Source organism: Streptomyces sp. NPDC008313, assembly GCF_042956125.1.
Classification (GTDB): Bacteria; Actinomycetota; Actinomycetes; order Streptomycetales; family Streptomycetaceae; genus Streptomyces.
Genome location: NZ_JBIBFR010000021.1, coordinates 82,549 through 104,293 on the forward strand (window position 1 = coordinate 82,549; position 21,745 = coordinate 104,293).

20 protein-coding genes are annotated in these 21,745 nt (G+C 70.5%); 16 read left to right on the forward strand and 4 right to left on the reverse strand.

The annotated features are described in order from the left end of the window. Positions 1-67: 67 nt before the first annotated feature. Together ACFY93_RS25880 and ACFY93_RS25885 are read left to right on the forward strand one after the other, a co-directional pair. A complete protein-coding gene (locus ACFY93_RS25880; protein WP_391363297.1) occupies positions 68-1,195 on the forward strand; it encodes a ferrochelatase in 1,128 nt (375 codons plus the stop codon). 44 nt (positions 1,196-1,239) lie between these two features. After that, entirely contained in the window at positions 1,240-2,058 is an 819-nt protein-coding gene (locus ACFY93_RS25885; RefSeq protein WP_391363365.1) for an inositol monophosphatase family protein, read from the forward strand. A 241-nt stretch (positions 2,059-2,299) separates the two neighbouring features. On the opposite strand, the gene ACFY93_RS25890 is transcribed toward ACFY93_RS25885, so the two are convergent. Continuing rightward, a complete protein-coding gene (locus ACFY93_RS25890; protein WP_391363299.1) occupies positions 2,300-2,488 on the reverse strand; it encodes a hypothetical protein in 189 nt (62 codons plus the stop codon). A 515-nt stretch (positions 2,489-3,003) separates the two neighbouring features. Here ACFY93_RS25890 and ACFY93_RS25895 point away from each other — a divergent pair. From ACFY93_RS25895 to ACFY93_RS25910, 4 genes are all read left to right on the forward strand, one after another. Further along, positions 3,004-3,657, forward strand: a complete 654-nt coding sequence (locus ACFY93_RS25895) for a response regulator transcription factor (protein ID WP_153288146.1) — start codon at positions 3,004-3,006, stop codon at positions 3,655-3,657. Positions 3,658-3,661: 4 nt separating this feature from the next. Continuing rightward, positions 3,662-4,909, forward strand: coding sequence for an ATP-binding protein (locus ACFY93_RS25900; protein WP_391363302.1), 1,248 nt, complete (start codon positions 3,662-3,664; stop codon positions 4,907-4,909). A 393-nt stretch (positions 4,910-5,302) separates the two neighbouring features. After that, positions 5,303-5,599, forward strand: a complete 297-nt coding sequence (locus tag ACFY93_RS25905) for a DUF4193 domain-containing protein (RefSeq protein WP_005481602.1) — start codon at positions 5,303-5,305, stop codon at positions 5,597-5,599. A gap of 13 nt (positions 5,600-5,612) precedes the next feature. Further along, positions 5,613-6,701: a hypothetical protein gene (locus ACFY93_RS25910; RefSeq protein ID WP_391363304.1), complete on the forward strand. Its 1,089-nt coding sequence runs from the start codon at positions 5,613-5,615 to the stop codon at positions 6,699-6,701. A 52-nt stretch (positions 6,702-6,753) separates the two neighbouring features. On the opposite strand, the gene ACFY93_RS25915 is transcribed toward ACFY93_RS25910, so the two are convergent. Next, a complete protein-coding gene (locus tag ACFY93_RS25915; RefSeq protein ID WP_391363306.1) occupies positions 6,754-7,215 on the reverse strand; it encodes a DUF3093 family protein in 462 nt (153 codons plus the stop codon). Positions 7,216-7,272: 57 nt separating this feature from the next. Here ACFY93_RS25915 and ACFY93_RS25920 point away from each other — a divergent pair, with 57 nt between their 5' ends. The 7 genes from ACFY93_RS25920 to ACFY93_RS25950 all read left to right on the forward strand — a co-directional run bounded on the left by ACFY93_RS25920 (position 7,273) and on the right by ACFY93_RS25950 (position 12,786). After that, entirely contained in the window at positions 7,273-7,857 is a 585-nt protein-coding gene (locus ACFY93_RS25920; RefSeq protein ID WP_391363308.1) for a hotdog domain-containing protein, read from the forward strand. 26 nt (positions 7,858-7,883) lie between these two features. Beyond that, entirely contained in the window at positions 7,884-8,378 is a 495-nt protein-coding gene (dut, locus tag ACFY93_RS25925; protein ID WP_391363367.1) for a dUTP diphosphatase, read from the forward strand. A gap of 1 nt (position 8,379) precedes the next feature. Next, positions 8,380-9,141: a DUF3710 domain-containing protein gene (locus ACFY93_RS25930; RefSeq protein WP_391363310.1), complete on the forward strand. Its 762-nt coding sequence runs from the start codon at positions 8,380-8,382 to the stop codon at positions 9,139-9,141. Between the two features lie 267 nt (positions 9,142-9,408). After that, positions 9,409-10,656: an alginate lyase family protein gene (locus ACFY93_RS25935; RefSeq protein WP_391363312.1), complete on the forward strand. Its 1,248-nt coding sequence runs from the start codon at positions 9,409-9,411 to the stop codon at positions 10,654-10,656. A 65-nt stretch (positions 10,657-10,721) separates the two neighbouring features. Then, positions 10,722-11,480 (forward strand): ATP-binding cassette domain-containing protein, encoded by a 759-nt coding sequence (locus ACFY93_RS25940; RefSeq protein WP_391363314.1) that lies wholly within the window; start codon positions 10,722-10,724, stop codon positions 11,478-11,480. Between the two features lie 124 nt (positions 11,481-11,604). Beyond that, positions 11,605-12,003, forward strand: a complete 399-nt coding sequence (locus tag ACFY93_RS25945; RefSeq protein ID WP_391363316.1) for an OB-fold nucleic acid binding domain-containing protein — start codon at positions 11,605-11,607, stop codon at positions 12,001-12,003. Between the two features lie 3 nt (positions 12,004-12,006). Beyond that, positions 12,007-12,786 (forward strand): DUF3159 domain-containing protein, encoded by a 780-nt coding sequence (locus ACFY93_RS25950; RefSeq protein ID WP_391363318.1) that lies wholly within the window; start codon positions 12,007-12,009, stop codon positions 12,784-12,786. Between the two features lie 90 nt (positions 12,787-12,876). On the opposite strand, the gene ACFY93_RS25955 is transcribed toward ACFY93_RS25950, so the two are convergent. Both ACFY93_RS25955 and ACFY93_RS25960 read right to left on the reverse strand, forming a co-directional pair. Further along, entirely contained in the window at positions 12,877-13,551 is a 675-nt protein-coding gene (locus tag ACFY93_RS25955) for an NAD-binding protein (RefSeq protein ID WP_391363320.1), read from the reverse strand. Then, a complete protein-coding gene (locus ACFY93_RS25960; RefSeq protein WP_391363323.1) occupies positions 13,551-14,222 on the reverse strand; it encodes an NAD-binding protein in 672 nt (223 codons plus the stop codon). The genes ACFY93_RS25955 and ACFY93_RS25960 overlap by 1 nt, the downstream gene beginning before the upstream one ends. A gap of 586 nt (positions 14,223-14,808) precedes the next feature. Between ACFY93_RS25960 and ACFY93_RS25965 the strand changes: the two genes are divergently transcribed. The 3 genes from ACFY93_RS25965 to ACFY93_RS25975 all read left to right on the forward strand — a co-directional run bounded on the left by ACFY93_RS25965 (position 14,809) and on the right by ACFY93_RS25975 (position 21,509). Next, positions 14,809-16,863, forward strand: a complete 2,055-nt coding sequence (locus ACFY93_RS25965) for an amino acid permease (RefSeq protein ID WP_391363324.1) — start codon at positions 14,809-14,811, stop codon at positions 16,861-16,863. A 244-nt stretch (positions 16,864-17,107) separates the two neighbouring features. After that, positions 17,108-18,436: a TRAM domain-containing protein gene (locus ACFY93_RS25970; RefSeq protein WP_391363326.1), complete on the forward strand. Its 1,329-nt coding sequence runs from the start codon at positions 17,108-17,110 to the stop codon at positions 18,434-18,436. Positions 18,437-18,659: 223 nt separating this feature from the next. Further along, positions 18,660-21,509, forward strand: coding sequence for a hypothetical protein (locus ACFY93_RS25975; RefSeq protein ID WP_210525257.1), 2,850 nt, complete (start codon positions 18,660-18,662; stop codon positions 21,507-21,509). Positions 21,510-21,745 lie beyond the last annotated feature (236 nt).

Consider the following 21,745-nt stretch of genomic DNA (forward strand, 5'->3'; position numbering starts at 1 on the left):
CCGGCGGTCCGCGGGTCTGTTCCCGGTCCGTTTTCCCGGTGCCCGGGGCGGGTGGCAGGATCGAGACATGCCAGATGTGCTCGATGCCACCCCCTACGACGCCCTGCTCCTGCTCTCGTTCGGCGGCCCGGAGGGCCCGGACGACGTCGTCCCGTTCCTGGAGAACGTGACGCGAGGGCGCGGTATCCCCAAGGAACGGCTCAAGGAGGTGGGCAGCCACTACTTCCTGTTCGGCGGGGTCAGCCCGATCAACGACCAGAACCGCGCCCTGCTCGACGCCCTGCGCAAGGACTTCGCGGAGCACGGCCTGGACCTGCCGGTGTACTGGGGCAACCGCAACTGGGCGCCGTACCTGACCGACACGCTGCGCGACATGGTGAACGACGGCCGCGGCCGCGTCCTCGTGCTGGCCACCAGCGCGTATGCCTCCTACTCGGGGTGTCGGCAGTACCGGGAGAACCTGGCGGACGCCGTCGCGACGCTGGAGGCCGAGGGTCTGAGGCCGCCGAGGATCGACAAACTGCGCCACTACTTCAACCACCCGGGCTTCGTGCGGCCCATGATCGACGGGGTCCTGGCGTCCCTGGCCGACCTGCCCGCCGACGTGCGGGAGCGCGCCCACCTGGCCTTCACCACCCACTCCATCCCGGACACGGCCGCCGACACGTCCGGCCCGGCCGAGGGGCACGGCGAGGGCGGTGCCTACGTCCGGCAGCACCTGGACGTCGCGCGGCTGATCGTGGAGGCGGTGCGCGAGGAGACCGGCGTCGAGCACCCCTGGCGCCTCGTCTACCAGTCGCGCTCCGGGGCCCCGCACATCCCGTGGCTGGAGCCGGACATCTGCGACCACCTGGAGGAGCTGCACGGCGCCGGGGTCCCGGCGGTCGTGATGGCGCCCATCGGGTTCGTCTCGGACCACATGGAGGTCCTGTACGACCTGGACACGGAGGCCGAGGCCAAGGCGCGGGAGCTGGGACTGCCGGTGCGCCGCTCGGCCACCGTGGGCGCCGATCCGCGCTTCGCCGCCGCCGTGCGCGAACTCGTCCTGGAGCGCGCCGCCACCGAGAGCGGGCAGCCCGTGACGCCCTGCGCCCTGGGCGCCCTCGGCGCCAGTCACGACCTGTGCCCGGCGGGCTGCTGCCCCGCCCGCGCCCCCCGGCCCGCCGCGGCGGGCGCCGACAGCCCCTACGCGTGAGGAATCCCGTGACCGACCAGCACGACCTTCCCGACCACGGCCAGGTGTCCGACCGGGGCGGTGCGACCGACCTGCTGAAGGCCGAGCTCCTGCGGATCGCGCTCGACGCGGCGGCCCGCGCGGGCGCCTTCCTGTGCGACGGGCGCCCCGACGATCTCGGTGTGGCCGCGACCAAGACCAGCGCGGCCGACGTCGTCACCGAGATGGACATCGCCTCCGAGAAACTGATCACCGGACTGCTGGCCGAGCGCAGGCCGGACGACGGCGTGCTCGGCGAGGAGGGCGCCAGCGTGGCGGGCACCAGCGGCGTCCAGTGGGTGATCGACCCGATCGACGGAACGGTCAACTACCTCTACGGTCTGCCCAGTTGGGCCGTGTCGATCGCCGCCCGCAAGGACGGGGAGACCGTCGTCGGCGTGGTGGCCGCCCCGATGCGCGGGGAGACCTACCGGGCCGTCCTGGGGCAGGGGGCGTACGTGAACGACCGTCCCGCGCGCGTGCGGCCCGCTCCCGAGGTCGGCCTGGCCCTGGTCGGCACCGGCTTCGGCTATCTCGCCGACCGCCGGGCCAGGCAGGCCGACGTGGTGCGGCAGCTCATCCCGCAGGTGCGCGACATCCGCCGCGGCGGATCGGCGGCCATCGACCTGTGCGACGTGGCCCTGGGCCGGCTGGACGCGTACTACGAGCGCGGGCTGAACCCCTGGGACTACGCGGCGGGCGACCTGATCGCCCGGGAGGCGGGCGCGCTGACCGGCGGGCGCCCCGGCCTGCCCCTGTCGACCGACCTGACCGTGGCGGCACCGCCCGGCCTCTTCGAGCCGCTCCAGGCCCGCCTGGAGGAGCTCGGCGCCTGGCACGACTGACGCGCCGGGCGGCGGCCGGCGGGCACGGGCGAGGAGCCCTGGGTTCCGGTTGCCGCTCGCCGGGCGCACCGGAGCGCGCACGGGCGGGCCCGAGAGCCCACGGCGGCGGGAGGGACTGCGGTGGCGGGAGGGCTCGCGCGCACGAAGCGGGGCCCCGGCACTGGATCGATGCCGGGGCCCCGCTTCGTGTGTCCTGCTCAGATCTTTACCTGGTCCTGCGGGCCGGGACGGTGCGAACCGATCAGACGCCCTGGTGGCTGATCAGCCGCGAGCCGACCTCCACACCGTGCTCGGAGGCGAGCCGGTGCAGATCGTCCAGCTCGCCCTGCTCGACCTCCACGAGGAAGTCGTCGCCTGTCTCGCGAGCCCGCGTCAGGTCGGACTCGGTCGTCCTTATGCGCTGCAGAAGTCCTGTGGTGAAAGCGTCCATGCTGCGCCCCCTCGTCCTGGGTCGTGGGTCGGTGGCACGGGGGTGTGCCGTTCGGAAGGGGCGATCACGTCTCCTGTGGGTGCCCAGCGCGCCGTACTGGGCGGCGACGGTGCCGGACCTCCACGACCGCTCTGCGGAAGCGGTCCGTGGCCTGCCGGATGCGTGGCGTGCCACATGCAGAGCGTGATCGCGGGGTGTAAAGCCGTCCTCCCCCGGCTCTCTTCCGCGGAAACCTCAACCGCACGAGAAATATTTGTATTCCCGTGCATTGAAATCTCCCGCCGCGAGCCCCGTGCGGGCCTCCCGCAGGCCCCCGGAGGCCCGCCGGGCCCACCCGCCACCGCAAGCGGCTCCCCGCCGCCCAGACCCGCCTTACAGCCGACTTATGGCCGAAAAGGGCAGGATGGAGCCTCGCCCTCCCCGGCTCTCGGCTGCGCCCGAGCGGGAGGATCCCATCAGACCCCCGCCCGCGTCGCCGGACCGGCCGCGCGGGTGGCCACAGGAAGGACAGCGACGTGCGCGTACTCGTCGTCGAGGACGAGCAGCTGCTCGCCGATGCGGTGGCCACCGGACTGCGCCGGGAGGCCATGGCCGTCGACGTCGTGTACGACGGCGCCGCCGCGCTGGAGCGCATCGGTGTGAACGACTACGACGTGGTCGTCCTCGACCGGGACCTCCCCCTCGTGCACGGCGACGACGTCTGCCGCAGGATCGTCGAGCTCGGCATGCCCACGCGCGTGCTGATGCTCACCGCCTCCGGGGACGTCAGCGACCGCGTCGAGGGGCTGGAGATCGGCGCCGACGACTACCTGCCCAAGCCCTTCGCCTTCAGCGAGCTGACCGCGCGCGTGCGCGCCCTCGGCCGTCGTACGAGCGTGCCGCTGCCGCCCGTCCTGGAGCGCGCCGGCATCAAGCTCGACCCGAACCGCCGGGAGGTCTTCCGCGACGGCAAGGAGGTCCAGCTAGCGCCGAAGGAGTTCGCCGTCCTGGAGGTGCTGCTGCGCAGCGAGGGCGCGGTCGTCTCCGCCGAGCAGCTCCTGGAGAAGGCCTGGGACGAGAACACCGACCCGTTCACGAACGTCGTGCGCGTCACCGTGATGACCCTGCGCCGCAAGCTGGGCGAGCCCCCCGTCATCGTCACCGTGCCGGGCTCCGGATACCGGATCTGACACCGTGGCCACGACCCCCGTACCCCCCACCGCGCCGCCGAAGCCGACCTGGGACCCCAGGAAGCCCCAGCCGCCCTTCCCCTGGCTGCGACCCACCATCCGGATAAGGCTCACCCTGCTCTACGGCGGCATGTTCCTGATCGCCGGGATACTGCTGCTGTCGATCATCTACCTGCTCGCCGCGCAGGCGCTCAACACGGGCAACGAACCGCTCTTCAAGATCGAGGGCGGAAACCAGATCAAGGTCAGCAGCGACAACTGCCCCGCGGTCAACACGGGCAACCTGTCGCTCTCCGAGTTCAACGCCGCGATCAGCACCTGCGTCGACCACCAGCGCCAAGTGGCCCTGGACAACCTCCTCAGCCGCTCCCTGCTCGCCCTGCTGGGCCTCGCGATCATCGCGTTCGCGTTCGGGTACGCGATGGCGGGCCGGGTGCTGTCGCCGCTCGGCCGGATCACCAGGACCGCGCGCGCGGTGGCCGGCTCCGACCTGTCCCGGCGCATCGAGCTGGACGGCCCCGACGACGAGCTGAAGGAGCTGGCCGACACCTTCGACGACATGCTGGAGCGGCTCCAGCGGGCCTTCACGGCCCAGCAGCGGTTCGTCGGGAACGCCTCGCACGAACTGCGCACTCCGCTCGCGATCAACCGCACCCTGCTCGAAGTGCACCTGTCCGACCCCGGGGCCCCGATGGAGCTCCAGCAGCTGGGCAAGACCCTGCTCGCCACGAACGAGCGCAGTGAGCAGCTCGTCGAGGGCCTGCTGCTGCTCGCCCGCAGCGACAACCAGATCGTGGAGCGCAAACCGGTGGACCTCGCCGAGGTCGCCTCCCGCGCGGTCGACCAGGTGCTGTCGGAGGCGGAGGCCAAGGGCGTGGAGATCCGCGGCGAGCACGCCGCCGCCGTCGTCCAGGGCAACGGCGTCCTGCTGGAGCGGATCGCCTTGAACCTCGTCCAGAACGCCGTGCGGTACAACGTGCCCGAGGGAGGCTGGGTCGAGGTCACCACCGAGGTCCAGCACGGCCAGGCCGTCCTGGTCGTCTCGAACACCGGGCCGGTCGTGCCGGCGTACGAGATCGACAACCTCTTCGAGCCGTTCAGGCGGCTGCGTACCGAGCGCACGGGCAGCGACAAGGGGGTGGGGCTCGGACTCTCGATCGCCCGGTCCGTGGCCCGCGCCCACGGAGGCCGCATCACCGCGGAGCCCCGCGAGGGAGGAGGACTCGTGATGCGGGTCACCCTGCCCATCTGAGAGCATGTCGCCGACACACGGCGATGTTCGCTTTGAGCGGAATTTTCGGGCCGTCTCCCACGGAGGGTCGTGTGTGATCGATCACAAGCGCGATTTTCCGGCCATCCACTCTCCGTGATCATGCAGGCTGTCGGAAAGCCGGGAACGTCCGGGTTTTCGGGGCATGAGATCACGGGAAGTACACGGTGAGACGCCTTTGAAGTGCGGCATTAGGACCGTGTACGGTCCCCTTCGCCATCCAAGCCGATCACTCATGAGGAGTCCGGTTGGGTGTCGATTGAGTAACAGACCTTGATGTGAGGCAAAATCTCCGCCTCAGGTCGGGCACAAGTCCGGCCTCTCACGCGTTACGTGCGCTGGAGACACCGCAGACACCCAGAGGGGGAGAGCGACATGGCAACGGATTACGACACCCCACGCAAGACCGACGACGACGTCGACTCGGACAGCCTTGAAGAGCTCAAGGCACGCCGGAACGACAAGTCGACCTCGGCGGTAGACGTCGACGAGTTCGAGGCCGCAGAGGGCCTGGAGCTTCCCGGAGCGGACCTCTCGAATGAGGAGCTGGCCGTCCGGGTACTTCCCAAGCAGCAGGACGAGTTCACCTGCATGAGCTGCTTCCTGGTGCACCACCGCAGTCAGCTGGCCCGCGAGAAGAACGGTCAGCCGATCTGCCGCGACTGCGACTGAGGCAGGGCCGGCCGTGACCGGCTCGACCCCTCCTTGGAAGCGCCGCTCTCCTCACCGGGGAGCGGACGAAGGGCCGCCAGGCGGCTCTGACGGCGTGCGTGACGACGAGCGGGGCTCTTCCCGACCAGGATCAGCCTCGCTCGAAGCACCGGCCGCACAACAGGAGCAGGAGGACGGGAACCACCCGCAGGACCAGCGGGAGAAGCGGCACAAGCGACACCCGCGGAACCAGCAGCAACAGCAGCAGCACCCGAAGCACCCGTATGACGCGCAGGACCAGCAAGACCCGAAAGGCTTCCCCATGGACGCCGAGAAGACCCTTCCCGTACCGGCGGAGACCCCTGCGCCCGTCGCCAGACGACGCGTCGCAGCCGTCCGGCACGGGGTCAGGGAAGGCGTCCGCAAGGGCGGTGAAGGCATCCGCAGGAGCGGCAGCAGGGCCAGGGCGGCCCTGGCGCACCTCGCCGACCGGATCATCGAGACCGCCCCCCGTATCCCCGTACGCGACCTCGTGACCCTCCGCACACAGTTTCCCGGGCTGACCCCCGAGCAGCTCGCGGACAAGCTCGTCGCGGGCTCGGCCAACGCGACCTCGACGGTCGGCGCCGGCATCGGCGCCGCGGCGATGATGCCGGTCCCCCCGGCCATGCCGACGGAACTGGCCGCCGAGATCATCGGCGTCGCCGCGATCGAGCTCAAGATGATCGCCGAACTTCACGAGGTCTACGGCATCCGCCCGCCCGGCACCCTCAAGCAGCGCAGCACCGCGTATCTGAACGCGTGGTCGTCCGAGCGCGGCATCGACGTGACGAAGCCGTCGACGCTGAACGCCTCCCTGGGCGGCCCCATGAAGCGCGAGCTGCGCCAGCAGATCATGAAGCGGATGGTCCGGGACCTGCCCAACCTCATGCCGTTCCTGGTCGGCGCGGCGGTCGGCGCGGTCATGAACCACCGCGACACCAAGCGCCTCGCCGCGCGCATCCGCGCGGACCTGCGCAAGTCCCAGGTGCCCTGGGACGTGCTCCCCGAGCTCCCGCCCCTGGAGCGGCCCGACGAGCCCCTGAGCATGGACGAGCAGCCCCCGGGGAAGCCCGGCCCCTGAGAGCCCCGCAGGCCCCGGGACCGCGCGGGACCCCGCCGTCACGTCATGACGGTCACGCGGAGGTGCGCGCCGCCTTCAGCGCCGCCGCCAGCCGCTCGGGCTCCCTGGTCGACAGGTACAGGTACGGCGTCGGGTCCGCCGGGTCGGTCACCATGACGCGCAGCGCACCGGGGATGTAGGCCCGCAGCAGCATGAACGCGCGTGTGTCGGCCTTGATCGTGCGCCAGTCGCGCGCCCCCTGCGCATCGAGCACCTCGGTCTCGCCGAGCGCCGAGAGGGGGATCTTCGCCTCGCCCGCGATCAGCGAGTCGCCGACGACACGGATGCGGATCGAGCCGTACGAGCTCACCACGACCGCCGAGACGGCGGTGCCGCCCACCAGGCCGCCCAGCAGCGGCAGCGTGCCGAAGGGCAGCAGGATCAGGGCCATCGCGAACCCGACCAGGAGGCAGACCAGCCACCAGGAGCGGGGAGCGGTGAGGCGTTCTTCGTACGGTGAGGCGGGAAGCGGCATGAAACAAGCTTGGCACGGTGCGTTCCGTATGCCGACGCGCGGGTAAGGTCTGCGCCTGTGAGTGGTACATCTGCGGCTCTGAAGCCCCCGGCCGACGCCACGGCGCCGGTCCGACACCCCGAAGCTCCCGCCCCCGGTGAGCTCCTCGGCGCGCACTACGGCCAGTGTTTCGGCTGCGGCGAGGAGCAGGCCCACGGGCTCCACCTCGCGGCGCGCGCCGGCGAGGGGGTCTCGATCACGGCCGAGTTCACCGTCAAGGCCGCCCATCAGGGCGCCCCCGGCCTCGCGCACGGAGGTGTGCTGGCCACGGCGCTCGACGAGGCGCTCGGCTCGCTGAACTGGCTGCTGCGCACCATCTCGGTGACCGGCCGGCTGGAGACGGACTTCGTGCGGCCGGTCCCGGTGGACACCGTGCTGTACCTGGAGGCCGAGGTCACGGCCGTGGCGGGGCGCAAGATCTACTCGCGTGCCACCGGCCGGATCGGCGGCCCCGAGGGGCCCGTCGCCGTCCGCGCGGACGCCCTCTTCGTCGAGGTCAAGGTGGACCACTTCATCGACAACGGCCGCCCGGAGGAGATCCAGGCCGCCATGAGCGACCCGGACCAGGTCCGGCGCGCCCGGGCCTTCGAGGTGAACCCGTGACGCGCGGCCCCGGCGGGGAGCTGCCCGTGCTGGTCCGCCGCGTCGACCCCGAGGTGCCGCTCCCGGCGTACGAGCACCCCGGGGACGCCGGAGCCGATCTGCGGACCACCGAGAGCCGTGAGCTGAGGCCCGGGGAGCGGGCCGTTCTGCCCACCGGCGTGTCTGTCGCGCTCCCCGAGGGGTACGCGGCCTTCGTGCACCCCCGTTCCGGCCTCGCCGCCCGTTGCGGTGTGGCCCTCGTGAATGCCCCAGGGACGGTGGATGCCGGGTACCGTGGGGAGATCAAGGTGATCGTGGTGAATCTCGACCCGCACGAGTCCGTGCGGTTCGAGCGCTTCGACCGGATTGCCCAACTGGTCGTCCAGCAGGTCGAGAAGGTGTGCTTCCGGGAGGTGGCGCAGCTTCCCGACTCGGCGCGGGCCGAGGGGGGCTTCGGGTCCACCGGGGGCCACGCGGCCGTGGGCGGCCGCGAGGGTGGGAATCGATACGCTTCGGTCGTATCCGATCGGGAAGGACAGTGACGTGTTCGGACGTCGCAAGAAGGGCAGTGCCGCCGAGGACGCGGCGGGCGAGGCCGAGCAGGTCGTCGACGGAGTCGACACTGAGACGGACGAGGCGGAGCCGGAGCGCGTGAGGCTCGAGCCGGAACCGCGTCCGGACGGACCCTGGGACGACTCGGAGGTCCGTGACCCGTCCGAGGGCCGGGTGGACCTGGGCGGTCTCCTCGTGCCCGGGGTCGACGGCATGGAGTTGCGCGTCGAGGTCGCGGGCGACGCGATCGTCGCGGCCACGGTGGTGCTGCGCGACAGCGCGGTCCAGCTGCAGGCCTTCGCCGCTCCCAAGCGTGAGGGCATCTGGGGCGAGGTCCGCGAGGAGATCGCCACCGGCATCACCCAGCAGGGCGGCGTCATCGACGAGGTCGAGGGACCGCTGGGCTGGGAGCTGCGGGCCCAGGTGCCGGTGCAGCTGCCGGACGGCACGGGCGGCTTCCAGGTCGTGCGGTTCATCGGCGTGGACGGCCCCCGCTGGTTCCTGCGCGGAGTGATCTCCGGTCAGGGCGCCGTGCAGCCGCAGGCCGCCGGGCTGCTGGAGCAGATCTTCCGGGACACCGTCGTCGTCCGCGGCGACGGCCCGATGGCGCCCCGTGACCCGATCGTCCTGAAGCTGCCGGAGGACGCGCAGATGGTCGCCGAGGGCGTCCAGCAGGAGGAGCAGAGCGGCTCCCGCTTCTCCGGCGGCATGGGCCAGCTCCAGCGTGGACCGGAGATCACCGAGGTCCGCTGACGACGACCGCGCCCTTGGCGCTGGTCAAGGGCCGCACCCCGCCGGGGTGCGGCCCTTTCTCATGCCCTCCCCCTCATGCCTTTCCTCATGCGCATGCCCTTTGTCGGCCGAAGGGTGTTCCGGTCCGGGAGGGACCTTTCGGGCATCCTCGCCCCGCCTCAAGTGCCCTCTCTTGACGGCAAGTTGGTCTGGACCTAAGGTCACCGGCCATCACGCATGTTCAAACACGCGCTCATCGTTCACATACGAGAACGGATGGCCCCCCACATGCCAGACACCTCACGCCCGTCCGCGGGCCACGCGACCCCGGCCCGGCACCGCCGCAGACCACGCCCGGCCCTCCTCGCCACCGCCGCGGCCGCGACCGCCGCGCTGATCGCCGGTTTCCTCGCCTGGCCCGGCGCCCACCGGGCCGACGCCGCCCCCGCCGTCTTCGCCCACCCCGGAGTCACCGTCTCCCAGGGGCAGCTGGACTTCGCGCGCTCCCAGGTGAACGTCGGCGCCCAGCCCTGGAAGGGTGCCTTCGACCAGATGATGGCGAGCAAGTACGCCTCGCTCTCGCGCACCCCCGAGCCGCGCGCCGACGTCGAGTGCGGTTCGTACTCCAACCCGAACAACGGCTGCACCGACGAGCGCGAGGACGCCATAGCCGCGTACACCGACGCCCTCGCCTGGTACGTCACCCGCGACGAGCGGTACGCCAGGAAGGCCATCGAGCTGATGGACGCCTGGTCGGCCACGATCCAGGAGCACACCAACAGCAACGCGCCCCTGCAGACCGGCTGGGCCGGGTCCTCCTGGCCCAAGGCCGCCGAGATCATCAAGTACACCTACACCGGGACCTGGGCGAACTCCGGCCGCTTCGCGACCATGCTGCGCACCGTCTACCTGCCCGAGGTGATCAACGGGTCCAACTCCAACGGCAACTGGGAACTGTCGATGACGGAGGCCGCCATCGGTATCTCCGTCTTCCTGGAGGACAGGACGTCGTACGACAAGGCCATGGCGAGGTTCCGCACCCGCACGGCCGCCTACGTCTACCTCGCCTCCGACGGCGACCTGCCCAGGACCGTGCCCAGCCAGCACCTCGACACCCGCGACAAGATCGTCAAGTACTGGCAGGGCCAGTCCACCTTCGTCACCGGGCTCACCCAGGAGACCTGCCGCGACTTCACCCACACCGGGTACGGGATCTCCGCGATCTCGCACATCGCCGAGACCAGCCGCATCCAGGGCCAGGACCTGTACGGCACCGACGTCGGTGAGCGGCTGCGGCAGGCCCTCGGCTTCCAGTCCCAGTACGAGCTGGGCGAGACGCCGCCGGGCTGGCTGTGCGGCGGAACGCTCCACCGCGGCCTCGGACCGGTCACCGAGGTCGGCTACAACGCCCTGCACAACCGCCGCGGCGTCGCGATGACCAACACCGGCAGGCTCACCGAGCAGAACCGCCCGGCCGGCAGCAACAACCTCTTCGTGGCCTGGGAGACGCTGACCCACGGGGACAACCCGAGCTGAACCCATTGCCCGGCCGGGCGCCCGGTGACGATACTGGCGCCCGGCCCATGGGGAGGGAGCCGCACATGAGCCAGGTCGCCACGGACACCACGGGCAGCAGGGACACAACGGACACCATGGTGCGCGTCGAGAACGTGCACCGCTCGTACGGCAGCGGGGCGGCGGCCGTCCACGCGCTGCGCGGTGTCGGTCTCGAGGTGCGGCGCGGTGAACTCGTCGCCCTCAAGGGCCGCTCCGGATCGGGCAAGACCACCCTTCTCAACCTCGTCGGCGGGCTCGACGAGCCGGACGAGGGGCGCGTCACCGTGGACGGGCGCGACCTCGGGCGGCTCGACGAGAACGGTCTGCTCGCCCTGCGCAGGGACCGGATCGGCTTCGTCTTCCAGTCCTTCGGACTGATCCCCATCCTGACCGCCGCGGAGAACGTCGGCGTGCCGATGCGGCTGCGCCGCACCGCTCCCCGGGAGCGCGACGAGCGCGTCGAGCTGCTCCTCGCCCTCGTCGGCCTCGCCGACCACGCGCGGCAGCGGCCGGGCGAACTCTCCGGCGGCCAGCAGCAGCGCGTGGCCATCGCCCGCGCCCTCGCCAACAGGCCCGCGCTGCTGATCGCCGACGAGCCCACGGGCCAGCTCGACGCGGAGACCGGCCTGGCCGTCATGGAGCTGCTGCGCGCGGTCGTGCGCGGCGGGCAGTCGGACGGGTTCTCGGACGCGCTCGGGGAGGACGGGCCCCCGGCCGCGCTCGTCGCCACCCATGACGCCAACCTGCTGGGCCTCGCCGACCGCGTGCTGGAGCTGCGCGACGGGGAGATCGTCGAGCACTGACCGCCGTCGTGACCGCCGTCGAGCGCCGGTGGTCCGTCCGCCCCCGGCCGGGGTGTCGTCAGGCCGCTGTGTTGTGCCTCGCACCGGCGCCTGTGCCGCCCACGGCCACCGGTACCCTTTCGATATGAGTGCTGTCCCTCGTTCCGAAAAGCCGGTGGGCCGGTTCCGGCGCATGCTCGACCGGCTCTCCTCGTCCCAGGAGGACCTGGAGTCCGAGGAGCTGCGGGAGGACGCCGAGACCGCCGGCTGCACACGTATCGGTGACTGCCGTGACCGTCAGGTCGTCACGGTTACTGGTACCTTGCGCACGGTCACGCTGCGTCCGCGCGCCGGTGTCCCGGCCCTGGAGGCCGAGCTGTTCGACGGCACGGCGGCACTGGACGTGGTGTGGCTGGGCAGACGCTCCATCGTCGGGATAGAACCGGGGCGCAAGCTGATCGCGACCGGCCGGGTCTCGATGAGCCGGGGCCGTAGGGTGCTGTTCAATCCGAAGTACGAACTCAGACCGCTCGGACGGGAGTAGCCGGTGACGTCGCTCGACAAGCCGACCGAAGACGCCCAGCAGGATGCCGCGCCGCAGGATTCCAGAGCGGTGACCGAGGCCGCGCTCTTCGAGGCCTTCGGCGGCGTTCGGGGCATGGTCGAGACGGTGGTGCCCGGCCTGCTCTTCGTCACCATCTTCACGATCAACAAGAACCTGCACTGGGCGGCGATCGCCGCCGTGACCATGTCCGTGATCCTGGTCGTGGTCCGCCTCGCCATGAGGGACACCGTCAAGCACGCCTTCAGCGGCGTCTTCGGCGTGGCGTTCGGTGTGGTCTTCGCGATGATGACCGGCAACGCCAAGGACTTCTACCTGCCGGGCATGCTCTACACGCTCGGCCTGGCCCTCGCCTACATCGTCAGCACCCTCGCGGGCGCGCCGCTGATCGGCGTCATCCTCGGCCCGGTGTTCAAGGAGAACCTCTCCTGGCGCACCCGCAACCCGGGCCGGAAGAAGGCGTACGGTCAGGCGAGCTGGGCCTGGGGTCTGATCCTGCTCGCCAAGTGCGCGGTCCTCTTCCCGCTGTACTGGTGGGCCGACACCACGCAGCTCGGCTGGGTCCTGGTCGCCCTCAAGATCCCGCCGTTCCTGCTCGCCGTCTGGCTGACCTGGGTCTTCCTCGCCAAGGCGCCGCCGCCGATCGACGTCTTCGCGGAGATGGAGGCGGAGGAGCGCGCCGAGAAGGAGCGCGAGGCGGCGAAGCTCGAGGCGGAGCGCGACGTGGAGCGCGGGGCCGCCGGGCGTCACCGGCGAGAGGCGTAGCGACACGGGGTACGGGAACGGCCGGCCGGAGATCTCCGGCCGGCCGTTCCCGTACCCCGTACTCCCGATTCCGCGGGCGCGCCGCTGGTGTCAGCGGGCGTCCTCGCGCCGCACCGACAGCAGGTCCTCCAGCTGTTCCTCCCGGGCCTGGGCGGCGACGAAGAGCAGTTCGTCGCCGGCCTCCAGGGAGTCCTCCTGGGACGGGGTCAGGACGCGGGTGCCCCGGATGATGGTCACCAGGGAGGTGTCCTGCGGCCATTCGACGTCGCTGACCTGGGTGCCGGCCAGCGCCGACTCCGGCGGCAGCGTCAGCTCGACCAGGTTGGCGTCACCGTGGCTGAAGCGCAGCAGACGCACCAGGTCGCCGACGCTGACGGCCTCCTCGACGAGCGCCGACATCAGGCGCGGGGTCGAGACGGCGACGTCGACGCCCCAGGACTCGTTGAAGAGCCACTCGTTCTTCGGGTTGTTGACGCGGGCGACGACGCGCGGCACGCCGTACTCGGTCTTGGCGAGCAGGGAGACGACCAGGTTGACCTTGTCGTCGCCCGTGGCGGCGATGACCACGTTGCAGCGCTGCAGCGCGGCCTCGTCGAGCGAGGTGATCTCACAGGCGTCGGCGAGCAGCCACTCCGCCTGCGGCACGCGCTCGACCGAGATGGCCGTCGGTGCCTTGTCGACCAGCAGGACCTCGTGCCCGTTCTCCAGGAGCTCGCCCGCGATCGAGCGGCCCACGGCACCGGCACCGGCAATGGCGACCCTCATCAGTGACCGCCTTCCTCTTCAGGGCCCTCGGCGAACGCCGCCTCGACCTTCTCGACGTCGTCCGTCCGCATCATCACGTGCACGAGGTCGCCCTCCTGCAGCACCGTCTGCGACGTCGGCAGGATGGCCTCGCCGAGCCGGGTGAGGAAGGCCACGCGCACCCCGGTGTCGTCCTGGATGCGGCTGATCTTCTGCCCCACCCAGGCGGGGGAGGCGTGGACCTCGGCGAGCTGGACGCCACCGGAGGGGTCGCGCCACAGGGGCTCGGCACCCGAGGGCAGCAGCCGGCGCAGCATCTGGTCGGCCGTCCAGCGGACGGTGGCGACGGTCGGGATGCCGAGGCGCTGGTAGACCTCGGCGCGGCGCGGGTCGTAGATGCGCGCCGCGACGTTCTCGATGCCGAACATCTCGCGGGCCACGCGGGCGGCGATGATGTTCGAATTGTCTCCGCTGGAGACGGCGGCGAAGGCGCCGGCCTCCTCGATGCCCGCCTCGCGCAGGGTGTCCTGGTCGAAGCCGACTCCGGTGACACGACGGCCGCCGAACCCGGAGCCCAGTCGTCGGAAGGCGGTGGGGTCCTGGTCGACCACAGCGACCGTGTGCCCCTGATGCTCCAGGGTCTGGGCTAGAGCGGAACCCACTCTTCCGCAGCCCATGATGACGATGTGCACGACCGTCCTTCCGATGTCAATGGTTACGGGTCAGCCCGGACAGGGTCTCAGACCGTCGCCCAAGCTACACACGCACGGTCTGCGGAGGGCACCCCTGTGCACGGTCGCCTGCGGGTTCGCCGCGGGCGGAGGCCGGCGGACCCCCGTCCGCGAGGCGACGGCGGAAAGCGGGCGGTGCCCGATGCGCCGGACGCTCCGGACGCTGACGACGGGCCAGGGCGCCGGGCCCGACGCGTCCGGCGACGGCACCGACGAGTTCCGCGGTCGCGTCCGGCACGGGGCGTCCGGCGGGCGTCGGGCGGGCGTCCGGCGTCCGGCGGGCGTATGGCGGGCGCCATGGGGGACGGGTCGAGGGACGGGGACGGGGACGGGGGTCGGGGGACAGGGACGGGTGAGAATGCGGTGAGAGGTTTCGCCATGGAGACATACCCGCCGGTCGAGCCCGCGGAAGGCGGGCCGGGAACCACCCGGAGTTCACCCGGATGTGCCTCGCGGAATGACGCCCCCGCGCCCGCCCGGCAACGGTTGTGGGCAGATGCGGGTGGCGGGTGGGCGGCCTCCCGTTCGAACGCTTACGATCCTCTGCGTGTCCAAACTGACCGACGTGCCCAAACGGATCCTGATCGGGCGTGCGCTGCGCAGTGACCGGCTCGGAGAAACGCTCCTGCCGAAGCGCATCGCACTCCCCGTCTTCGCGTCCGACCCGCTCTCCTCCGTGGCGTACGCGCCCGGGGAAGTGCTCCTCGTCCTCTCCATCGCGGGCGTGTCGGCCTACCACTTCAGCCCCTGGATCGCCGTCGCGGTCGTCGTGCTGATGTTCACGGTCGTGGCCTCCTACCGGCAGAACGTGCACGCCTACCCGAGCGGCGGCGGCGACTACGAGGTCGCCAACACCAACCTCGGGCCCAGGGCCGGCCTCACCGTCGCCAGCGCCCTCCTCGTCGACTACGTCCTCACCGTCGCCGTGTCGATCGCCTCCGGCGTCGAGAACCTCGGTTCCGCCGTCCCGTTCGTGGTCGAGCACAAGGTCTTCTGCGCCGTCGCCGTCATCGTGCTGCTGACCCTGATGAACCTGCGCGGGGTCAAGGAGTCGGGCAAGCTCTTCGCGATCCCCACCTACGTCTTCGTGGCCGGCGTCTTCATCATGATCGTCTGGGGTGCCTTCCGCGCCATCGTGCTCGGCGACACCATGAAGGCGCCCACCGCCGACTTCCACATCAAGGCCGAACACCAGGGCCTCGCGGGCTTCGCACTCGTCTTCCTGCTGCTGCGCGCCTTCTCCTCGGGCTGTGCGGCCCTCACCGGCGTCGAGGCGATCAGCAACGGCGTACCGGCCTTCCGCAAGCCGAAGTCCAAGAACGCGGCGAACACCCTCGCGCTCATGGGCCTGCTCGCCGTCACCATGTTCTGCGGCATCATCGCGCTCGCCATGACGACCAAGGTCCGCATGGCCGAGAACCCGGCGGCCGACCTGATCCACAACGGCGCCGCCGTCGGCTCCGGCTTCGTCCAGGACCCGGTGATCTCCCAGGTCGCCGAGGCCGTGTTCGGCAACGGCAGCTTCCTGTTCATCGTCCTCGCCGCGGCCACCGCGCTCGTCCTGTTCCTCGCGGCCAACACCGCGTACAACGGCTTCCCGCTGCTCGGCTCGATCCTCGCCCAGGACCGCTACCTGCCGCGCCAGCTCCACACCCGCGGCGACCGCCTCGCCTTCTCCAACGGCATCGTGCTGCTCGCCGGCGCGGCCATGCTCCTCGTCGTGATCTACGGTTCCGACTCGACCCGGCTGATCCAGCTCTACATCGTCGGCGTCTTCGTCTCCTTCACGCTCAGCCAGACCGGCATGGTCCGGCACTGGAACCGCCACCTGGCCGCCGAGAAGGACCAGGCCAAGCGCCGCCACATGATCCGCTCACGGGCGATCAACGCCTTCGGCGCCTTCTTCACCGGGCTGGTGCTCGTCGTCGTCCTCGTCACCAAGTTCACCCACGGCGCCTGGGTGGCGCTGCTCGGGATGTGCATCTTCTACGTGACCATGTCGGCGATCCGCAAGCACTACGACCGGGTCGCCGAGGAGATCGCCGCCCCCGAGGACGAGGTCCCCTCCGACGACACGGTCCGGCCCTCGCGCGTCCACTCCGTGGTCCTGATCTCCAAGATCCACCGGCCCACCCTGCGCGCCCTCGCCTACGCCAAGCTGCTGCGCTCCGACACCCTGGAGGCGCTCAGCGTCAACGTCGACCCGGTCGAGACGAAGGCGCTGCGCGAGGAGTGGGAGCGGCGCAGCATCGACGTGCCGCTGAAGGTCCTCGACTCCCCGTACCGCGAGATCACCCGCCCCGTCATCGAGTACGTCAAGGGGCTGCGCCGCGAGTCGCCCCGCGACGCGGTCTCCGTGATCATCCCCGAGTACGTGGTCGGCCACTGGTACGAGCATCTGCTGCACAACCAGAGCGCGCTGCGCCTCAAGGGCCGGCTGCTGTTCACCCCCGGGGTGATGGTGACGTCGGTTCCCTACCAGCTGGAGTCCTCCGAGGCCGCGAAGAAGCGGGCCCGCAGGCGCCAGGAGTGGAACGCGCCGGGTGCGGTGCGCCGGGGCCCCGCCGAGCACCGTACGAAGGAACCGACCGGCAAGGGCTGAGGCCCACGCGGACCGGCGAAGGCCCCGGACCCGGACCCGAGCCGGGACCCGGGACCGGAAACGGAACCCGAGCCGGCGTCGGGGCCGGGGCCGGCGTCGTGCCGAACGGCCTGGCGGACGGCCCCGCCGGGCCCGTGATCGACGGCCCCGCCGGGCTCGTGGTGAACGGCCGGGCGGTGTCCACGTAGACTGGTGGGCTGTTGTCCGGCCGTTCCCCCTTTTTCGCACCTGGAGTCACCCCGCCATGCAGGCAGAACCGAAGAACTCGCTGGTGGGGGAGGAGTACGAGGTCGAGATCGGCCCCGTCGCCCACGGCGGGCACTGCATCGCCCGTACGTCGGAGGGCCAGGTCCTCTTCGTACGCCACGCGCTGCCCGGTGAGCGGGTCGTCGCACGCGTGACCGAGGGCGAGGAGGGCGCGCGGTTCCTGCGGGCGGACGCCGTCGAGATCCTGGACGCCTCCAAGGACCGCGTCGAGGCGCCCTGCCCCTACGCGGGCCCCGGACGCTGCGGCGGCTGCGACTGGCAGCACGCCAAGCCCGGAGCCCAGCGCCGGCTGAAGGGCGAGGTCGTCGCCGAGCAGCTGCGCCACCTCGCGGGCCTCACGCCCGAGGAGGCCGGCTGGGACGGCACGGTGGTGCCCGCCGAGGGCGACAAGATGCCCGCGGGACAGGTGCCCTCGTGGCGCACCCGCGTCCAGTACGCGGTCGACGCCGACGGCAACGCGGGCCTGCGGCGGCACCGTTCGCACGAGGTCGAGCCGATCGAGCACTGCATGATCGCCGCGGAGGGCGTCAGCGAGCTCGGCGTCGAGCAGCGCGACTGGTCCGGCATGGAGTCGGTCGAGGTGATCGCCGCCACGGGCTCGCAGGACCGCATGGTCATCCTGGAGCCCCGTCCCGGCGCCCGCCTTCCCCTCGTGGAACTGGACCGCCCCGTCTCCGTCATGCGGGTCGAGGAGAAGGACGGCGGCGTCCACCGCGTCCACGGCCGCGCCTTCGTCCGCGAACGCGCCGACGGCCGCACGTACCGCGTCGGCAGCGGCGGCTTCTGGCAGGTCCACCCGCAGGCAGCCGACACGCTGGTCAAGGCCGTGATGCAGGGGCTGCTCCCGCGCAAGGGTGAGATGGCGCTCGACCTGTACTGCGGTGTCGGCCTCTTCGCCGGAGCCCTCGCCGACCGCCTCGGCACGGACGGCGCGGTCCTCGGCATCGAGTCGGGCAAGCGCGCGGTGGAGGACGCCCGGCACAACCTCGCCGCGTTCGACCGCGTCCGCATCGAACAGGGCAAGGTCGACGCGGTCCTCCCGCGCACCGGCATCACCGAGGTCGACCTGATCGTCCTGGACCCGCCCCGCGCGGGCGCCGGCAAGAAGACGGTCGCCCACCTCGCCTCCCTCGGCGCCCGCCGCATCGCCTACGTGGCCTGCGACCCGGCAGCCCTCGCCCGCGACCTGGCGTACTTCCGAGAGGGCGGCTACCGGGTCCGGACGCTGCGCGCGTTCGACCTGTTCCCGATGACGCATCACGTGGAGTGTGTCGCCATCCTCGAACCGGCCGCAAAGGGCTCCTGACCTGCAGTTTTGCCCGTGCGCATTATGTGCGGTGTGGGCGTTACGGGCGATATCTTGACGCTGAAATGACGCTCGTGACGCTCATTTGACGCTCGTTCTGATGGACTGTCAGGCGTGTTGCTGGGCTGGTCAAGCCACGTGAATCGGCGTGGTCGCAGAGGCCCGGCCGGGGAAAAAGTTCCGTTGGGCGGTCGGGAGATAGCCGCAGCGGCATCATGGCGGGGTGGATTACAGCCTCAGCGGGCTGAGCACCCGGGAGTTCGAGCACGTGTCGCAGGCCCTGGCCCAGGAGATCCTCGGGCCGGGCGTCTCCGCCTTCGGGGACGGCAAGGACGGCGGGCGCGAGGCAACGTTCGAGGGGCGGGTGCCCTATCCGAGCGAGCTTGAGGCATGGGGCGGCTACGGGGTCGTGCAGGCCAAGTTCCGGCAGCGCACGGATCAACAGCCCCAGGATGCTGTCTCGTGGCTGAAGGGGCAGGTCAAAGAGGAATTCGAAGCGTGGCTGAGCCCGACTTCGAAGCGGGAGCGGCTGCCCGAGTATCTGATCTTCACCACCAATGTGATCCTGACTCCCGTGCCGGGCAGCGGAGGCATTGCTCGGATTGAGCAATTCGTGTCCACGTATGCGGCACGCCTTGGGCTCAAGGGCTGGGCGGTGTGGCACCACGACCAGCTGTGCCGCTACCTGGATCGGTACGACTCCATCCGCCGTACCTACGCCGGTGCCATCACCTCCGGTGACGTCCTCGCACATTTGCTCGACGCCGTGTCCGCCGGACACAAGCCCAGGTCAGATGCCCTCACTGATGCAGCCCGTGCCTCGCAGCACCGCCGTGAGGCACGACTGAGCCTTGTGCCCGAGGAGCGTGCCGATGCCGTTCTGGACTGGGCTGACAAGTCCTCACTGCCGGTGGTGACTGTCCCCGTCGGCACTCTGGCGGTTCTGGTCGCGCCCATGGGAGCCGGCAAGAGTGAGGAAGCCGAGAGTTGGTTGCGGGAAGGGCTCCGCGAGGCAGCGGGTGACCCCGATGTCGTGATCCCTGTATGGGTGGATGCGGGCAAGGCCGTTCCAGATCTGCTGGATGCCATCACACGCGCGGGCGGCGAGCCGGCGAGTGGACTCGGACGTATCGTGATCGACGATCTCGATCGGATCTCACCCGAGCAGGTTGCACAGCTCCTGTACGAGGCCAGGCTCTTGCTGGCCGCCCACCCGACCGCCCGGATTCTCGCCACGTGCAGACCTGGAATCGAGCTGGGCAGGGCTGTGGTGCACGAGGTCGCCCCGTGGTCAGTGCGGAGAGGCGCGGAACTTCTCGACCTTGTGATCGGCGACGACGCGCGCATGCTTTTCGAAGAGCGAGAAGTACAGGACCTGCTGACCAGCCCCCTTCAAGCCCTGTCCGTCGCCTCCCGCCTCCTGGCCGGTGAAGACGCACGGGTGACCAGCCTGGAGCTGCTGTCCGGTCTGGCCGCGTCCGTCATCAAAGGACGGCGCAAGGGTTCCCCATCCTCACAGACCTGGGACCGCCTTGCTCGTCTCGCCGTACACGTCCTGAATGCCGGCGGTCCAGTCCCCGCTCAGCACTTCGGGCATGAAGCCGAGGTGTGGGAGCTGACCGACACCGGTCTGGTCGTCCAGGAAGCTGAGGGCCTCCGCTTCGCCCTGCCTGTCTTCGAGCAGCACTTCGGCGCCCAGGCCCTGCGCAAGGGCTCCGTACTGCCGGAGGAGATCGTCACTGCCGACGCTTTCCCCCGGTGGCGCTACGCGATCGCGTTCGCCGTGAGCGCGAGTGCCCCGGACGAAGCGGAGAACCTTATGCTCCGCCTTGCTCGGGCCAACCCTGCGGCCGCTTCCTGGACGTTCGACGAGATCGCCCGGGGCAAGAAGCAACACCATGGCATGCGCGAGGCTGAAGACAGGGCCAGGACCGCCATCGCCCGACTGGGCCGGGCGGACGACGAACTCCGAACCGCTGAAATCGCAGGCACTTGGCTGCGGGAGGCGCTCGAGGCCCTTGTTGAGGGTTTCGGTCCGCTGAGCGGCTCGCTTGTTGATATGCGGGATGGACGGCTGCCTCGGTGGGGAGTGTGGGCGAAGGAGGGCTGGGTGGCCATCTCTCCGTCGAGATACTCCTCCGAGCCGCCCGCGGTGACTCCAATGGCCTCGCACCCGTCGAACCGTGAAGACCCCGAATGGCGATGGTGGAGTCAGCACCTCTTTCCCGGTGATCCGCTGGGCAGGTGGGAGTGGGCCCGCGGTCGGATCCGCGATCCCCTTGAGCGTGTAGTCCGACGTGGTGCTCTTCTGGTGCCGCCGGATTCTCCGTTGGCCCATGAGCGGCTGTGGCACCTTGCGCAGCGACTCCGCCAGGGAAACGTGCCCCGCGATGGCGTCTCTGTGCCTGAAGTGCGCCGGCGAGTTGAGGCGATGATGGAGCATGTGCGGACATCCGTGCGGTACACCCATCAAGTTGCTGGCTACACCTACGACTCGGCGGACATCCGGTGGTTGCACTCCCAGTTGGCCGGTGTTACCGACGAGGTGCTGCGCAGACCGTACGGCGAACCGGATCAGGAAATCCCGCGGCGTGGACGGATGTGGCAGGGGTACTCCCCGTTGCTGACGCTGGGGATCACCAGACAGATTCTGCGAGACGCCCTCATCGGCTACCGACAGCTGGTCGAACTGAACTTCCCGTCCCTCGCCTCTGCGCTGGGCCTGTACAGCGCCCTGCCCGTGAGCGCCGAAGGCATGGTGGTCATGCCGGAGGACGACACGGACGGGTCGCACAGCGGCTTGGTCCATACCCTCCGTCCCAAGGCCGCAGGGCGCCGCAATGACCCACCTGAGGTGGACCTGGACCTGTGGACCGAGCCGGGGTTCGGCCCTACCTCGCCGTTCCCCGGTGGGCCGGTCGGTTCCAAGACGAACTTCCATCGGCCCTACTACGTAGATCGCGAACTGTCCACTGGCTCATCCCGCCCGGCGACTGAGCTTGCCTATGAGTGGCTCGTCCGTGACTTGAAGGCGGTTGGCTGGCTGGGTGTGCACGTCCAGCTCTCTTTATGAAGGCGTCGTCAAGGTGTCAGGGAGGGCGAACGGCCAGGCACGCCGTCCAGCTTCCGTAGTGGGTGATTTCTGAGCCGGATGCCGTCGTTGCGGAGTGAGTGGGCACTGGCAATGCACCAGATCGCGAAGCAACTACAGTGTTGGCTCCGCTCCGGCGAGTTGAGACCCCACCGTCCGCATGTAGTCGCGGCTGTGTGCGTGAGGATCCGCCGTTGTCGCAGTTTCGAACGCTCTGG

Bases quoted from the DNA above. Each gene is read 5' to 3' on its own strand.
- ACFY93_RS25880 (WP_391363297.1), top strand. From the start codon at position 68: ATGCCAGATGTGCTCGATGCCACCCCCTACGACGCCCTGCTCCTGCTC.
- ACFY93_RS25890 (WP_391363299.1), bottom strand. From the start codon at position 2,488: ATGGACGCTTTCACCACAGGACTTCTGCAGCGCATAAGGACGACCGAG.
- ACFY93_RS25905 (WP_005481602.1), top strand. From the start codon at position 5,303: ATGGCAACGGATTACGACACCCCACGCAAGACCGACGACGACGTCGAC.
- ACFY93_RS25915 (WP_391363306.1), bottom strand. From the start codon at position 7,215: ATGCCGCTTCCCGCCTCACCGTACGAAGAACGCCTCACCGCTCCCCGC.
- ACFY93_RS25935 (WP_391363312.1), top strand. From the start codon at position 9,409: ATGCCAGACACCTCACGCCCGTCCGCGGGCCACGCGACCCCGGCCCGG.
- ACFY93_RS25940 (WP_391363314.1), top strand. From the start codon at position 10,722: ATGAGCCAGGTCGCCACGGACACCACGGGCAGCAGGGACACAACGGAC.
- ACFY93_RS25945 (WP_391363316.1), top strand. From the start codon at position 11,605: ATGAGTGCTGTCCCTCGTTCCGAAAAGCCGGTGGGCCGGTTCCGGCGC.
- ACFY93_RS25955 (WP_391363320.1), bottom strand. From the start codon at position 13,551: ATGAGGGTCGCCATTGCCGGTGCCGGTGCCGTGGGCCGCTCGATCGCG.
- ACFY93_RS25970 (WP_391363326.1), top strand. From the start codon at position 17,108: ATGCAGGCAGAACCGAAGAACTCGCTGGTGGGGGAGGAGTACGAGGTC.